The sequence below is a fragment of the Streptomyces sp. NBC_00670 genome, from assembly GCF_036226765.1.
Taxonomy (GTDB): Bacteria; Actinomycetota; Actinomycetes; order Streptomycetales; family Streptomycetaceae; genus Streptomyces.
Genome location: NZ_CP109017.1, coordinates 6,112,658 through 6,128,213, shown reverse-complemented (window position 1 = coordinate 6,128,213; position 15,556 = coordinate 6,112,658). Strand labels below are relative to the sequence as shown.

Sequence of the window (15,556 nt, the reverse complement as noted above, 5' to 3'; positions counted from 1 at the left end):
GCCACCTCGTAAAGCGGGTGCCCCGCGTCTCTCCCGCAAACCTGTGGGGGCGGTTTTGAGACAGGGGTTCGCCGCCCCGGGCGCCGATGACCACTCGGGGCGAGCCGGTGACTCCGCGCTGTTGTCGTGCGTGGGGGGTCCGCGGAGTCCTGCGGAGAGTGCGGTCAGCGAAGGGCGTCGAGCCGGCGGCGGGCCGGGCCCAGGGCGCGGCCCCTGCGCAGCAGGCCGCGCCAGGGGTCGGTGCGGGCCTGGTCGGCGGCGTCGGCGAGAGTCCAGCGGCGGGCGTGCAGACCCGGGTCGTCGAGCTGGTCCCAGGACAGCGGTGCGGCGACGGGGGCGCCGGGCCGGGCCCGGACGCTCCAGGGGGCGACGGCGGTCTGCGCGTAGGCGTTGCGCTGGATGTCGAGGTAGAGCCGGTCGCCGCGGTCCTTCTTGCGGGCGGCGGTGGTGAGCCGGTCGGGGTGGGCGGCGGCGAGCGTGTCGGCGACGTCCCCGGCGAAGGCGCGCACCTCGTCGAAGCCGTGCCGCCCGTTGAGCGGGACGACGACGTGCAGGCCCCGGGAGCCGGTGGTCATCGGCGCGGAGGGCAGTCCGAGCGCGTCGAGCAGCTCCCCGAGGTGGTGGGCGGTCTCCCGGACCAGCGGGAAGTCGTCCTCGCCCGACGGGTCCAGGTCGAAGACCAGCCGGTCGGGGCGGTCGAGGTGACCGGTCCGGGAGAGCCAGCGGTGCAGGGTGAGGCTCGCCTGGTCGGCGAGGTACACCAGGGTGGCGGTGTCCTGGCACAGCGGATGGCAGACGGTGCCGCCCTCCTTGGCCACCTCGACCCGCGCGACCCAGTCCGGAGCGTGCGCGGAGACGTTCTTCTGCATGAAGCGCGGCCCGCCGACGCCGTCCGGGTACCGCTCCAGCATGAGCGGCCGGTCGCGCAGCTGCGGCAGCAGGTACGGGGCGACGGCCCGGTAGTACGCGACCAGATCGGCCTTGGTGTACTCCGGGCCGTCCCCGTCGTCCGGCGGCGGGAACAGCACCTTGTCCGGCCGGTGGATCTCCAGGGTGCGCCGCCCCGCCCGTACGCTCCGCCCGCCGCTCATGTCAGCGCACCACGGCCTGTTCCACCAGCAGCCGGGCCGCCGCCGCGATCGACTCCGCGTCGATGCCCGCCGCGTGCAGCTGTTCCTCCGGCGTCGCGGACCCCGGCATGTTGCGCACCGCGAGCCGGACCAGGCGGGGTACGGGGCGGCCGTCGCCGAAGGCGTCGAGGACCGCGTCCCCGATACCGCCCTCCTCGTGGTGGTCCTCGACGGTGATGAGGCAGCCGGTCTGCTCGGCGGCCTCGCGCAGGGTGCGCCGGTCGACGGGCTTGACCGAGTACAAGTCGACGACCCGGACCTTGATGCCTGCCTCGGCCAGCGTGTCGGCGGCGGCCAGCGCCTCGTGCACGGTGACCCCGGCGGCGACCAGGGTCAGCCGGTCCTCGTCGGAGGAGCGCAGCACCTTGCTGCCGCCGACCGGGAACTCCTCGTCGGGCCCGTAGAGCACGGGGGCCTCGCCGCGCGAGGTGCGCAGATAGCGGATGCCGTCGAGGCCGGCCATGGCGGCGGTGAGCTTGGCGGTCTGGTTGGCGTCGCACGGGTACAGCACCGTCGAGCCGTACACGGACCGGAACATCGCCAAATCCTCCAGGCCCATCTGCGACGGCCCGTCCTGACCGATGGCGACGCCCGCGTGCGAGCCGTTGACACAGATCCCGGCGCCGCTGATGGAGGCCATGCGGACGAAGTCGTAGGCGCGGGAGAGGAAGGCCGCGAAGGTCGACGCGTACGGCACCCAGCCGCGGGTGGCGACACCGACCGCGGCGGCGATCAGCTGCTGCTCGGCGATGTAGCACTCGATGTACCGCTCGGGGTGCTCCTTGGCGAAGAACTCCGCGCGCGTGGAGTCGCCGACCTCGCCGTCCAGGGCGACGACGTCGCCGCGGGCGGTGCCGAGCGCGGCGAGCGCCTCGCCGAAGGCGTTGCGGGTGGCGACCTCGTCGCCCTTGTCGTAGCGGGGCAGCTCGGGCGTGCCGGTGGGCACGGAGTGCAGCGCACGGGCCTCGGGCGGCGCCTGCACCGTGACCCGCAGGTCGCGGACGCCGCCCAGCTCCTCGATCGCCTCGTCGGCGTCCTTCACCGGTTTGCCGTGCAGGCCCTCGCGGTCCTCGGTGGCCTCGACGCCCTTGCCCTTGAGGGTGCGGGCGAGGATCACCGTGGGCTGCCCGGTGGTGGAGCGGGCCTCGCCGAAGGCGCGGTCGACGGCCTCCACGTCGTGGCCCTCGACCTCCACGGTGTGCCAGCCGAAGGCCTTGAAGCGGCGGGCGTAGGCGTCCAGGTCGTGCCCGTGCCGGGTGGCGCCGCGCTGGCCGAGCCGGTTGACGTCGACGATCGCGGTGAGGTTGGCCAGGTTCTCGTACCCGGCGTGCTCGGCGGCCTCCCAGACGGAGCCCTCGGCGAGTTCGCTGTCGCCGCACAGCACCCACACCCGGTAGTCGGCGTGGTCGAGCCGCTTGCCGGCGAGCGCGATGCCGACGCCGACCGGGAGCCCCTGGCCGAGCGAGCCGGTCGCGGTCTCCACCCAGGGCAACTGCCGGGGCGTGGGGTGCCCTTCGAGGCGGCTGCCCTGCTTGCGGAAGGTCAGCAGCTCCTCGTCGTCGACGACGCCGACGGCCTTGTACGCGGCGTAGAGCAGCGGAGAGGCGTGGCCCTTGGAGAGCACGAAGCGGTCGTTGGCGGGGTGCTGGGGGCGCTCGAAGTCGTAGCGCAGGTGGTGGGCGAGCAGGACGGCCATCAGATCGGCGGCCGACATCGAGGACGTGGGGTGCCCGGAGCCGGCGGCGGCCGCGGCACGCACACTGTCGACGCGCAACTGCTGCGCGAGCTCGGTCAGTTGCTCGTTGTTCATGAGGTCTTCCCGCTCCCGTTCTTCGCGTTCTTGTCGTGTGTCCCGCTGCCGTTCCCGCCGTTGCCGTTCTTCCCGCTCTTCGACTTCTCCGGGGCCCCGGGCATCCGCGCCAGCTCCGGCGAGTCGGTGTCCAGGGGCACCGACCAGGACCGTACGAGGCCCAACTGCACGCCCTGGCGCGGCAGTACGGCGTCCAGGAGCCAGTCGGCGGCGACCCGGATCCGGTTGCCGGGCATCGCGGCGAGGTGGTAGCCGCGGGTGACCGCGCCGGCCGGCAGACCGGACAGCGGGATGCCGAGCGGGTTGGCGGCGGCCTTGACCCCGCCGAGGTCGACGACGAAGCCGAGGTCGCGGTGGCGGTAGGGGCGCGGATCGCCCTGGCCGAAGGAGGCGGCGATGTTGTGGGCGCAGGTCTTGCCCTGCCGCCAGGCGTGCTGGGCGGTCATCGGGTAGTACGTGCCCGGATCCTCCAGGTTGGGCACGGCCGCCGCGTCGCCGCAGGCGAACACCTCGGGCCGGCCCGGCACTTGAAGCGTGGGCTCGACCAGCAGCCGGCCGCGCTCCAGGGTGAGCCCGGTGGACTCGGCGAGCGGGTCGGGGCGGACGCCGACGCACCACACCAGAGTGCGGGTGTCGACGAACTCGCCGTCGGTCAGCAGCACGCCCTCGGAGGTGGCCTCCTTCACGGAGGTGCCCATCCGCACGTCGACACCGCGTTCGCGCAGCACCTTGTCGGCGGTGCGCGAGAGCCGTTCGTCCAGCTCGGGCAGGACCTTCTTGGCCACGTCGAGGAGCAGCCAGCGCGGGCGCATCCCGGAGCGCAGCGGGTGGTCCTTCACCAGTTGATCGGTGAACATCTGTCCCTGCGCGGCGACCTCGGTACCGGTGTAGCCGGCGCCGACCACCACGAAGGTGCAGCGCGCGGTGCAGGCCTCGGGGTCGTCGGAGGCGGCGGCGAGTTCCACCTGGCGGGTGATGTGGTCGCGCAGGTAGAGGGCCTCGGGCAGGCCCCGGAAGCCGTGCGCGTGCTCGGCGATGCCGGGGATGGGCAGCAGCTTGTTGACGCTGCCGGCGGCGAGCACCAGCCGGTCGTAGCCGAGCGTGCCCTCGTCGCCCTCGGGGTTGGTGTAGTGCACCGTGCGGGCGTCGAGGTCGATGCCGTCGGCCTCGCCGAGCACCAGTTTCACCTTCGGCAGGGTGCCGGAGAGGGAGACGGTGACCCGGCGGGCCTCCAGGATGCCGGCGGACACCTGGGGCAGCAGGGGCAGGTAGAGGAAGTAGTCCGTCGGGTTGAGCAGGGTGATGTCGGCCTTGCCCCGGGCCAGCTTGGACAGCGTGCGGGCGGTCTGGTAGCCGGCGAATCCGGCTCCGATGATCAGAATGCGGGGTCGGCTCACGATTCGCCTCCGGCGGTGGTCGGCATGGGCTGGTGCCCCGTGGTCTCTGGTGTCCGGTGCTCGAACTTTCCGCGTCCCCCTGGTCAGGTCGGCCAAACGTGGCCCGGCCGGGGCGGCGCCGCGCGGGGCGGTATGTGGAGGGGCGCGGGGGGCGCGTTTCTCTCGGCAGGGGGCCGCGTTTCGCGGTATGCGGGGCGGTTACCCGAACGGATGACCGACCCCACCCCCGTCGCGGAGGTACCCCATGCCCGAGTACGGCTATTTCCTCTCCTGCGAGGAGCACGGCCCCGCGGATCTGATCGACCAGGCGCGGATGGCCGAGCAGGCCGGTTTCCAGGCGCTGTGGATCTCGGACCACTACCACCCGTGGCACGACGCGCAAGGCCAGAGCCCGTTCGTGTGGTCGGTGATCGGGGCGCTCTCCGAGGCGGTGTCGCTGCCCATCCAGACGGCGGTGACCTGCCCTACGGTCCGTACGCACCCGGCGGTCGTCGCGCAGGCCGCGGCGACCAGCGCGGTGATGACGCAGGGACGGTTCCGGCTGGGCGTCGGCACGGGCGAGGCGCTCAACGAGCACATCCTCGGCGACGCGTGGCCGCCGGCGCATGTGCGGATGGAGATGCTGGAGGAGTCCATCCAGGTGATGCGCCGGCTGTTCACCGGCGAGGAGGTCAGCCACCACGGCACGCACTACACCGTGGAGAACGCCCGCCTGTACACGGTCCCCGACGAGCCGGTGCCCATCGACATCTCCGGCTTCGGCCCGGCGGCCACGTCACTCGCCTCCCGGGTGGGCGACGGCTACATCACGATGATGCCGGACGAGTCGATGGTCGAGCAGTTCCGCAAGGGCGGCGGCGGCGCGAAGCCGGTGAGCGGCGGCACGAAGGTCTGCTACGGCACCGACAAGGACGCGGCGGTCCGCACGGTCCGTGACCTGTGGTTCAACGAACAGCTCCCCGGCGAGATGGGCCAGGTGCTCCCCTCCCCGAAGCACTACGAGCAGCTGAAGCCCCTGGTCACGGAGGACATGGTCCGCGACAACCGGGTCTGCGGCGACAACCCCGAGGAACACGTCCAGGCCCTGACCGCCTTCGCCGAGGCCGGCTTCGACCGCGTCTACGTCAACCAGATAGGCCCCGACCAACGCGGCTTCTTCGACTTCTACCGCACGAAGGTGCTCCCGCAGCTGACCTGACACAGCCCGGGCCAAGGACGGGAAGGGCGGGGGCGGCGGGGGCGAAAACGGCCAACTACCCTGACCCCCATGGAGATTATGGGAGCCACGCTACGCATCTGCGTCGACGACCTGGAATCGTCGATCCCCTTCTACGAGCGGATCGCCGCCGCCCCCGCCCTCCGCTTCGAACGCGGAGGCGTCAAGGTCGCCGCCATCGGATTCTTCCTCCTCATGAGCGGCCCCCAGGCGGAACTGGACATCCTCCGCAAGGTCACCGCGACCATCGCGGTCAAGGACGTGGAGGAGGCCCACCAGGACCTCTCCACCCTCGGCGCGCAGATCATCGCCGGCCCCGTCCCCACCCCCGCGGGCCGCAACATGATCGTCCGCCACCCCGACGGCTCGATCTTCGAGTACGTCGACCGTGCGGCCACCTCCTGACCCCACCACCCCCCCTCAGTCGCCGCCCGCCCGCATCCGGAAGTCGTAGCGCGCGGGCAGCGGCTCCCCCTCGCCCGCGACCCGCGCCCACAGCTCACCCAGCACCTCCTCCCCCTCCCGCAGATCGGGCACCTCCACCCCACCGTCGCACACGGCCCGCGCCCCCGCCCGGTCCCCCTCCGCGAGCAGCAACCGCGCCCCGAGCAACCGGAACCGCCCCCGCTCGCGCACCCGCTCCGGAAGCCGCTCCCAGACCCCCCGGGCATCCGCCACCCGCCCCGCCCCCAACAGGGCCTCGAGCGCCTCCCGTCCCAGAGCAGCGACGACGGCCTCACCGGCATGGGGCTCTCCGCACAGCTCGTCGTACGCCTCCGCATACCGTTCCGCGGCCCGCTCCCCGTCCCCCGCCACCCGGTCGGCGACAGCGAGACACCGCAGCAACGGCCACCGCACGGCCGCACATCGCAGCGCCCGCTCCCAACTGCGCACGGCCTGCGCCCGGTCACCGGCGTGCCACTGGGCGACCCCGAGGTGGTACTCGGTCGACGGCCCCGCGGGCGCGGTCTCCAGCATGTCCCGCCAGTGCGGGGCGACGAGGCTCTCCCCGGGCACCCCGGGCACCCGCGGCTCCGGCAGCGCCCCCGACCGCGACAACCGCACCCACGGCTCCTGTGCCTCGCCCAGCGTGCTCTCCTCGAACGGCGTACCCGGCAACTTCTCCCCCGCCCGCAGCACTTCGAGCGCACCCCAGCCGGACCCGACGGCGAGCACCTCGCCGGGCTCGGTGTCGGCGCAGGGCAGCCACGCCTCGTACGCCGCCGCGACGCGCGCGTGCGGCAGCGCCGCGTCGAGCCGCCGCTCCACCTCCGCCCGGGCCCCGGCCCAGTCGGCGCCGTGCACGGCGTCCGCGTCCGCCGCGAGCGGCCCGTAGGCCTCCAGCCAGCTGAACTCACTCCGCTCGTCGAGGCGTACGTGCTCCAGCTGGGTGCGGGCCAGGCCCGCCTGGATCTCGCAGTAGCCGCCGGTGCCGGGTTCGGTGAGCCACTCCTGCCAGCGCCGGCCGCCGGACCGGGCGCCCCAGACGAACAGCTTGCGGCCGCGCAGCGCGGCGGTGGACGTCTGCACGAGGCCGTGTCCGCTGTCGTCGAGCGCGGCGATCCAGCGGCGGGCGTCCTCGGGCAGCTCGTAGAAGTAGTCCGCCGCGTGCGGGCTGTTGAGCGGGTACGACCGGTCGGCGCCCGCCCACTCGGGCACGGGCACCCTGCGCAGCCGGCGTTCGTAGCCGAACTGCCACGCCTCGTCCGCGGGGGCGAGGACCCGGCACTCCTCCGGGACGGCGATGTTGGACCACCAGTAGACCGGCACCGGGCGGTCGTGCGGGTTGCGGACGCGGACCCCGACGTAGAGGAAGTCGGAGCCGTCCGGCAGCCACAGGTCGACCTGGAACGGCAGGTCGCGCAGCCGTTCCCACTCCCACAGCCGCAGCATCTCGCCGCCGTCGGGGGCGGTGACGCGGGCGGCGTGCAGGGGTGCGCAGGAGAGGGTGGTGTGGCCGGTCGCGCCGATGTTCCACTCGATGCCGCCGGAGTACCAGGCGCCGTTGAGCGCGAAGTTGGCGGGCTGGAACACCGGGTTGCGGTAGAGGAGTTCGCGTCCGGTGGACAACTGGAGGAGGGAGACGACGCGGCCGCCGAGGCCGGGCAGGACGGTGGCGCGCAGCCGGTCGTTCTCCAGGACGAGGGCGTCGAGCGTGCGGGGTGCGCGTTGTCTGCCGTAGCCGTCGCGGAGGGGGGTGGGCAGGACGCTGTCGAGGGGGGCGTAGCGGATCTGCCGGGCCATGTCGCGGGGCAACCCTTCGAGGTCCCGTTCGTCGACGTGGTGGGCCTCGTCGAGCGGGGTGAGGGGCGGCAGCGGGTTGGCGGGGCCGAGGTCGGCGGCGGGCAGGGTCACTGCGGCACGTCGGATCGTCGTCACCCGGTCATGGAACCCGCCCGTCGGCGCCCGGACCAGGGGGCGTTCCGGTCAGGATTGGGCAAAGGCGGCCCCGGCCGGCGCCTTCCCGGCGGTGCGGGCCCAGCGTTCGTGGTCGCGCCAGGCGCCGTCGATGAACAGGAAGTCGGGCGAATAGCCCTCCAGCCGGAAGCCGCAGCGGCGGGCGAGCGCGACGGAGGCGGCGTTGCCGGGCTGGACGTTGATCTCCAGTCGGTGCAGGCCGAGGGTGGTGAACGCGTGCGCGACGACGAGGTTCAGGCCCTCGGTCATCAGGCCGCGGCCGGCGGCGTGGGCGAAGGCGCCGTAGCCGAGGGCGCCGCTGAGGAAGGCGCCGTGGACGATGTTGTTGATGTTGATGTAGCCGGCCAGGGTGTCGTCGGTGCGGTCGCAGACGAGGAAGCCGGCCTTGGTGGGGTCTTCGATGAGGCGGCCGGCGTAGGCGCGGTAGGTGGGGGTGCTGTCGGGTGGGAACAGCCAGGGGTGGTGCAACGCCTTGCTCTCCCGGACTCGTCCGGTGAACTCGGCGGCGTCGTCGTAGGAGAACGGCCGTATCCCCACGCGGTCGCCTTCGGCGAGATAACGAACGGTCACGTGTTCACTGTACGACGTGGTGCCCGTCCCCCCGGGGGCAAGCCCCCGGACCCTCACCCGCGCCCCTGATAGGGGCGCGGGGAACTGCGCGAAACGGGGCCAAGCCCCGTGCCCGGGGTCCAAGGGGCGCAGCCCCTTGAAGGGACGGGACGGGTAAGGGCGGCGGGGGCGAGAAAAAACCGGCTCACGTCCCCCGCAGCCGCAGCCGCTCCACCCCCCGCAACCCGAAAACGTCCCCGTACAACCCCAGCTCCGCCTCCAACGCCCGCACCGTCGTCTCGGCACGACGGAACCCGTGCCCCTCCCCCTCGAACGTCAGATACGCGTGCGGCACACCACGCCCCGCCATCCGTTCCAGCAACCGCTCGCACTGCTCCGGCGGACAGATCACGTCGTCGAGCCCCTGCAACAGCAGGAACGGCACCGTGATCCCGTCCGCCCGCTCCACCGGCGACCGCTCCGCGTACGCCGGGGCCCCCACCGGCCCCACCAGCCCCTCCAGGTACCGCGACTCGAAGTCGTGCGTACCCCCGTCCGCCCAGCCCAGAAGGTCGAGCACCGGATAGCGGATCGCCCCGCACGCGTACACGTCCGTCGTCGCCAGCGACACCGCCGCCGTCCAGCCCCCCGCACTGCCGCCCCGCACGGCGAGCCGCCGCCGGTCGGCGGTGCCCTCCTCGGCCAGGGCGAGGGCGACGGCCGCGCAGTCCTCGACGTCGACGACGCCCCACTGCTCCCGCAGCCGCTCGCGGTACTCCCGCCCGTACCCCGTCGAACCGCCGTAGTCGACCTCGGCGACCCCGATGCCGCGCGAGGTGAAGTAGGCGATCTCCAGGTCGAGGACGACGGGCGCCCTGCTGGTGGGGCCGCCGTGCGCCCACACCACGTAGGGCGGCAGCTCACCGCCGGGCGCGGTGTGCCCGGGGTCGTGCGGCGGGTAGAGGCGGGCGTGGATGTCCCGTCCGGCGGGCCCGGTGAAGGTGCGGAGCTGCGGCTCGGGGTAGTAGGCGGGGTCGACGGGGTCGTGGGGCGCGGCGCCGATGACCCGAGCGTGTCCGGTGCGCGCGTCGAGTTCGATCACCGCGGGCGCGCTGCGCGGTCCCGCGCCGACGCCGACGATCCGGCTGCCGTGCACGGCGAGCGTGGGGGCGAACTCGCTCCAGGGACCGGCCGCGTCGACGACCTCGCCGGTCTCCGGGTCGAGGATGCCGAGCACGCTGGTGCCCCGGCCGTGCAGGACGGCGACCGGTCCGTCCGCCAGCGGGGCGAACCAGCGCTGCCCGACCGTCCACAGGGGGCCGCCGAACTCCTCCTCGCGCGGGCAGAGTTGCTGGTGCCGCCCGGTGTCGTCGAGCCGGTACGGGTTCCACCAGCCGCTGCGGTCGGAGACGTAGAGCAGGGTGCCGTCGGCGGCCCAGTCCGCCTGGGCGACGGATTCCCCGGGTCCGCCCGCGACCGTGCGGGGGTCGTGCAGGAGGCCGTCGTCGCCGACGTCCGCGACGAGGAGTTCGGTGCCGTCCCACGGCATCCTGGGGTGGTCCCAGGCCAGCCAGACCGCGCGGCGGCCGTCGGGCGAGAGGCGGGGGCCGGTGACGAACCGGTGCCGGGCGGGGGTGAGTTCGCGCACTGCGCCGCGGTCCTCGGCGGCGGAGCCGTCCAGCGGTACGGCGACGGCCACCCGCCGTACGTCGGACGGCCCCTCACCGGTGAACTCCTCCAGGACGCACCACACTTCGTCCCGCTCCGCACGCATCACCGGGTCCACCCAGCGCAGTCCGCCGCCGACCGGCGAGAGCGGGGTGAGCGGACGCGGCACGGCGCCGGGGGCGTCGGGTTCGTGGGCGTACAGCCGCTGGTCCGCGCCCTCGCTGAACACCACCAGCGGGCCCTCGGCGCGCATGACCCCGGCCCAGGGGTGGCCGCCGTACTCGTGGACCCGGCTGCGCACGTTCCAGGGCGCGGGCAGCACGGACTCCTCCGTGCCGTCGGCGGTGCGCCGCACGAGGGTGCGGCGGCCGCCCTCGGTGGGGCGCGGCTCGGTCCACCAGGGTTCGTCGCCGACGAAGCCGACGTGGTCCGGCCGGCCGTCGTGCGCGGCGGCCGTGGCCGCGTCGATCGGCGAGGGCCAGGTCCCGTAGGGGAGGGTGTGCACCATGTCCGGGCCCTCCTCAGGCCGTACGCAGGAAGCGGTCGAGGACGTGGACGCCGAAGTGCAGCGCCTCGACGGGGACGCGTTCGTCGACGCCGTGGAACATCGCCTGGTGGTCGAATCCCTCGGGGAGCCTGAGCGGGGCGAACCCGTAGCCGGTGATGCCGAGCCGGGAGAACTGCTTGGCGTCGGTGCCGCCCGACATGCAGTACGGCACGACGTGCCCCTCGGGCGCGAACTCCTCGACGGCCGCACGCATCCTGGCGTAGGTCGGCGAGTCCACGGGGGCCTGCAGGGCGACCTCGCGGTGCTCGAACTCCCAGTCGACGTCGGGGCCGGTGAGTCGGTCGAGGGTGGCGCGGAACTCGTCCTCGCCGCCCGGCAGGAACCGTCCGTCCACCTGGGCGACGGCCTCGCCGGGGATGACGTTGACCTTGTAACCGGCTTCCAGCATGGTCGGGTTGGCGCTGTTGCGGACGGTGGCCTCGACGAGGGCGGCGGCGGGGCCGAGCTTCTCCAGGAGGGCGTCCACCTCGGCGGCGGCGTCTTCCGTGCCGCTCGGGTCGGCCTCGATGCCGCTCAGGCCGGTCCTGGTGCCGCTCAGACTCGTCTCGATGCCGTAGAGCGCGGCGAGTTCGGTGAGGGCGGCGCGGACGGTCGGGGTGAGCCGCAGCGGCCAGCGGTGCTCGCCGATGCGGGTGACGGCCGCGGCGAGCCGGGTGACCGCGTTGTCGTGGTTGACCTTGGAGCCGTGCCCCGCGCGCCCGCGCGCGGTGAGCCTGAGCCAGCCGGTGCCGCGCTCCCCCGCCCCGATGGGGTAGATGCGACGCCCGGCGCCGTCGTGGAAGGTGTACGCGCCGGACTCGCCGATGGCCTCCGTACAGCCCTCGAACAGCCCGGGGTGGTGGTCGGCGAGGAAGCCGGAGCCGTCCACGGCGCTCGCCTCCTCGTCGGCGGTGAACGCGATGACGAGGTCACGCCGGGGGCGCACGCCCGCGCGCATCCAGTCGCGGACGACGGCGAGGATCATCGCGTCCATGTTCTTCATGTCGACGGCTCCACGCCCCCAGACCACGCCGTCGCGCACCTCGCCGGAGAACGGGTGCACGCTCCAGTCGTCCGCCTGCGCGGGGACGACGTCGAGATGACCGTGCACGAGCAGGGCGGGGGCCAAGGGGTCGGTACCCGTGAGGCGCGCGACGACGTTGGCGCGCCCCGGGGTGCGCTCGAGGAGCACCGGTTCGAGGCCGGCGTCGGCGAGCTGTTCCGCCGCGTACTCGGCGGCGGGCCGCTCGCGGCAGTCGCCGCCGCCCCGGTTGGTGGTGTCGATGCGGATGAGATCGGAGGTGAACCGGACGACTTCGTCCAACGCCCGCTCTCCGACGCGGTGTTCCGTGCTTCCTGCGTCAGCCATACTGCTCCTCCACGGCGGCCGAGGCGATCGTGGTGACCGCCTTGAAGGTGCGGATGCCCTCGTACATGGTGGCGCTGGTGTACGCCACCTTGCGCTCGCCGACGCGGTCGACGCCCGGGACGACGGTGGTGGCGGCGGCGAGATGCTCGGCGTCGAACTCCAACGCGAGGGTGAACGGCCCGTCCTGCGCGGGCGCGTGGCGGACGGCGAGGGCGGCCGCCTCCTTGGCGGCGGCGCGGATGTCGGCGGCGGTGCGGGCGGGGGTGCGGCAGACGGCCGCGTACCGGGAGACATGGTCCTTGACGGCGACCTTCAGCGCCTCGGGCGCGTAGCCGAGAGCGTCCTCGCAGGCCACGTCGTCGCCGGTGACGAGCACGACGGGGACGCCGTACTCCGCGGCGACGTGCGCGTTGAGCAGGCCCTCGCTGGCGCGTACGTCGTTGAGCCAGACGCCGGTGATCTGGTTGGCGAGGTAGGTGTGGGCGAGGACGCCCTCCATGCCGGCGCCGGCGTGGTAGCCGAGGAAGGCGATGCCGTCCACGTCCCCGTGCTGGACGCCTTCGACCATGGAGAGGGACTTGTGCCGGCCGGTGAGCATCTCGGCGCGGTCGTCCAGCTGTTCGAGGAGGAGGTTGCGCATGCTCCAGTGGGCCTCGTTGATGAGGACCTCGTCGGCACCGCCGTCGAAGAACCCCTGGACGGCGGCGTTGACGTCACCGGTGAACAGGGTGCGGCAGCGTTCCCACTGGGGGGTGCCGGGCAGCACGTCCGCGGGCCAGGTCACCCCGGTGGCGCCCTCCATATCGGCGCTGAGGAGGATCTTCATGCCGAAACGGTACGCGTTCTCTTTGCGTTTTTCGCCCCCGCCGCCCCTCGTTCAGGGGCGGCGGGGCTGTGTCGATGTGCGGCTCCGCCGCGTGGGCGCGAATCGGGGCGAACCCTCAGTCCTCATGCCCCAGGTGAAGGTCCCGCTCCGTCCGCCCGCCCCCCGCCATCCTCAACACCGTGGCCACCGGCGGGTACCCCGCCGCGATCACCGTGTACTCCCCCGACGAGAGGTCCACGAACCGGAACACCCCGTCGGCCCCCGTCGTCACCGAATCCACCACGTTCCCCGCGGCGTCCAGCAACGTCACCCTCGCGTCCTCCACCGGCCGCCCGCCCCCCGCCCGCACGGTCCCCCGCAACACCGCCCCACCCGCGAGCTCGACATCCTGCCGGGTCTCCCGGGACGCGTGCACGGTGACCGGCAGCGCCGCCGGCCGGAACGCGGGCGCGCTCGCCGCGAGCGTGTACTCGCCCGCCACCAGCTCGGTGATCAGATAGCCGCCCTCCGCCGCACTCCGCGTCGTACCGACGACCTCACCGTGCGCGTTGGTGAGCGTCACCGTCGCGTCCCGCACGGGCGTGCCGTCGGCGGTGAGCACACTGCCCGCCAGCCGCCCCGCACCCCCGAGCACCACATCGAGCTCGACCGGCCGCTCGCCGACCGTCACGGACACCGCCTGCGGCTGGTGCCCGCCGGCCGCCGCGATCAGCACGTACGCCCCCGGCCCGGGCGTCGCCAGCGCGTACCGCCCGTCCTCCCCGCTCGCCCCGCGCCCGATCTGCGCGCCGGTGACGTCGATGAGGGTGAGCGCCGCGCGCGGCACGACGGTGCCGTCGGGATGCTGCACGCTGCCGCAGACGGGCACCCCGGCACCGTAGGAGAGACGGGCCTGCGGGACCTGCCCGGCGGCGGGGGCTTCGGTGGGGGTGGGGTGGGACACCAGCGGTTTCTCCTTGAGGAAGCAGGCGATGAGCAGCCCGAGGACGAGGACCGGCACCAGATAGAGGAAGATGCGCGGCATCGCATCGGCGTACGCGCGCACATACGCGTCGCGCAGCGCGGGCGGGAGCGTGCGCACGAGTTGCGGGGTGAGCGACTCGGGGTCCGGCAGCCCGCGGCTCGCGTCGTGCGGGAGCCGGTCGCTCAGCGCGTCGGTGAGCCGCTGCGCGAAGAGCGTGCCGAAAACGGCGGCGCCGACGCTGCCGCCGATCTGCCGGAAGTAGTTGTTGGCGCTGGTCGCGGTGCCGAGGTCGGCGGGGCGCACGGCGTTCTGCACGGCGAGGACGAGCACGGGCATCACCATGCCGATGCCCGTGCCGAGAACGGCCATCCAGATGCTGTACTGCAGCCGGGGAGTGTCGGTGCCGAGCCCGGACAGCAGCCACATGCCGACGGCGGACAGCGCGCTGCCGAGCAGCGGGTACGGCTTGTAGCGGCCGGTGCGGCTGATGAGCTGCCCGCAGACGATGGAGGCGCCGACGATCCCGGCCATCATGGGCAGCATCAGCAGCCCGGACTCGGTGGCCGAGACCCCGTCGACCATCTGCAGGAAGGTCGGCAGATAGCTGGCCGCGCCGAACAGGGCGACGCCGATGACCAGTCCGACCAGCGCGGTGACGTTGAACACCGAGTCCCGGAACAGTCGCAGCGGGATGAGGGGTTCGGCGGCGAACCGCTCAGCGATCAGGAAGAGCACGGTCGCCAGGACCGCCCCCGCGCCGAGCCCGAGGACGACACGGGAGCCCCACGCGTACTCGGTGCCGCCCCAGCTCGTCAGCAGCACGAGGCAGGTGGAGGCGGCGGCCAGCAACAGCGCCCCCGGCACGTCGAGCCGGGCCCGGCGGTCGGGCTTGGGCAGCTTGAGGACGACGGCGACGACGGCGAGGGTGACCAGACCGAACGGCACGTTGACGTAGAAGCACCAGCGCCAGGAGAGGTGGTCGGTGAAGTAACCGCCGAGCAGCGGACCGGCGACCGAGGCGAGCCCGAACGCGGCGCCGATCGCGCCCATGTAGCGGCCGCGTTCACGGGGCGGCACGATGTCCGCGATGATCGCCTGCACGCCGATCATCAGCCCGCCGGCGCCGACGCCCTGGACCGCCCGGTAGGCGATCATCTGGTCCATGCTCCCGGCCCGGCCGGCCAGCGCGGAGCCGGCCACGAAGACCAGGATGGCGAACTGGAAGACGCCCTTGCGCCCGAAGAGGTCACCGGCCTTGCCGTAGACGGGCAGTCCGATGGTCGCGGTGAGCAGATACGCCGTGACGGCCCAGGACATCTTGTCCAGCCCGTGCAGCTCGCCGACGATCTTCGGCAGCGCGGTGGCGACGATCATCTGGTCCAGCGCGGCGAGCAGCAGCGCGAGCATCAGCCCGAGGAAGACCAGCCGGACCCGGCCCGGGGTGAGCGGGGCGTCCGGGGGCGGAAGCGGCGGCTCGGGGGCGCGCGGGGGCGCGAGTTCCACGTCCTCCTGCGCCAGAGTGATCCCACCCACGAAACGCTCCCCTCACCGCACCCTCCGCGCCCTGCCCGCGCCCCCACACAACTCCGCCCCACCACACGGAGTTACGGCACGAGAACCGGCAACGAGAAGATCCACCCGATCCGGTGAGGGAGAGGGGAA

General features: G+C 73.4%; 11 protein-coding genes. 2 read left to right on the top strand and 9 right to left on the bottom strand.

Annotation, left to right across the window (positions count from 1 at the left end; genetic code table 11):
* Positions 1 to 164: 164 nt before the first annotated feature.
* Genes ligD through OIE12_RS27080 form a run of 3 tightly spaced genes read right to left on the bottom strand, consistent with a single transcriptional unit; the run spans position 165 to position 4,337 of the window.
* Positions 165 to 1,091, bottom strand: coding sequence for a non-homologous end-joining DNA ligase (gene ligD, locus OIE12_RS27090; RefSeq protein WP_329139674.1), 927 nt, complete (start codon positions 1,089 to 1,091; stop codon positions 165 to 167).
* 1 nt (position 1,092) lies between these two features.
* A complete protein-coding gene (locus OIE12_RS27085) occupies positions 1,093 to 2,940 on the bottom strand; it encodes a transketolase (RefSeq protein WP_329139672.1) in 1,848 nt (615 codons plus the stop codon).
* Positions 2,937 to 4,337: an NAD(P)/FAD-dependent oxidoreductase gene (locus OIE12_RS27080; protein WP_329139670.1), complete on the bottom strand. Its 1,401-nt coding sequence runs from the start codon at positions 4,335 to 4,337 to the stop codon at positions 2,937 to 2,939. The genes OIE12_RS27085 and OIE12_RS27080 overlap by 4 nt, the downstream gene beginning before the upstream one ends.
* A gap of 244 nt (positions 4,338 to 4,581) precedes the next feature.
* Here OIE12_RS27080 and OIE12_RS27075 point away from each other — a divergent pair, with 244 nt between their 5' ends.
* Positions 4,582 to 5,535, top strand: coding sequence for an LLM class F420-dependent oxidoreductase (locus tag OIE12_RS27075; RefSeq protein WP_329139667.1), 954 nt, complete (start codon positions 4,582 to 4,584; stop codon positions 5,533 to 5,535).
* Positions 5,536 to 5,604: 69 nt separating this feature from the next.
* Entirely contained in the window at positions 5,605 to 5,958 is a 354-nt protein-coding gene (locus OIE12_RS27070; protein WP_329139666.1) for a VOC family protein, read from the top strand.
* Between the two features lie 15 nt (positions 5,959 to 5,973).
* Here OIE12_RS27070 and OIE12_RS27065 read toward each other — a convergent pair whose 3' ends face one another.
* From OIE12_RS27065 to OIE12_RS27040, 6 genes are all read right to left on the bottom strand, one after another.
* The gene (locus OIE12_RS27065) at positions 5,974 to 7,932 is read right to left on the bottom strand and encodes a DUF5107 domain-containing protein (RefSeq protein WP_329139664.1); all 1,959 of its coding nucleotides are present in this window, start codon (positions 7,930 to 7,932) and stop codon (positions 5,974 to 5,976) included.
* A gap of 48 nt (positions 7,933 to 7,980) precedes the next feature.
* A complete protein-coding gene (locus tag OIE12_RS27060) occupies positions 7,981 to 8,541 on the bottom strand; it encodes a GNAT family N-acetyltransferase (protein ID WP_329139662.1) in 561 nt (186 codons plus the stop codon).
* Positions 8,542 to 8,725: 184 nt separating this feature from the next.
* Positions 8,726 to 10,696, bottom strand: a complete 1,971-nt coding sequence (locus tag OIE12_RS27055; protein ID WP_329139659.1) for a prolyl oligopeptidase family serine peptidase — start codon at positions 10,694 to 10,696, stop codon at positions 8,726 to 8,728.
* A 13-nt stretch (positions 10,697 to 10,709) separates the two neighbouring features.
* On the bottom strand, positions 10,710 to 12,104 hold the full coding sequence (locus OIE12_RS27050; RefSeq protein ID WP_329139657.1) for a M20/M25/M40 family metallo-hydrolase: 1,395 nt from the start codon (positions 12,102 to 12,104) through the stop codon (positions 10,710 to 10,712).
* Complete coding sequence (locus tag OIE12_RS27045) at positions 12,097 to 12,930, bottom strand: M55 family metallopeptidase (protein WP_329139655.1); 834 nt, start codon at positions 12,928 to 12,930, stop codon at positions 12,097 to 12,099. Before OIE12_RS27045 ends, OIE12_RS27050 begins: the two co-directional genes overlap by 8 nt.
* Before the next feature lie 115 nt (positions 12,931 to 13,045).
* Positions 13,046 to 15,427 carry an MFS transporter gene (locus tag OIE12_RS27040; protein WP_329139654.1) on the bottom strand — a complete coding sequence of 794 codons (2,382 nt, stop codon included), beginning with the start codon at positions 15,425 to 15,427 and terminating at the stop codon, positions 13,046 to 13,048.
* Between the last annotated feature and the right edge of the window lie 129 nt (positions 15,428 to 15,556).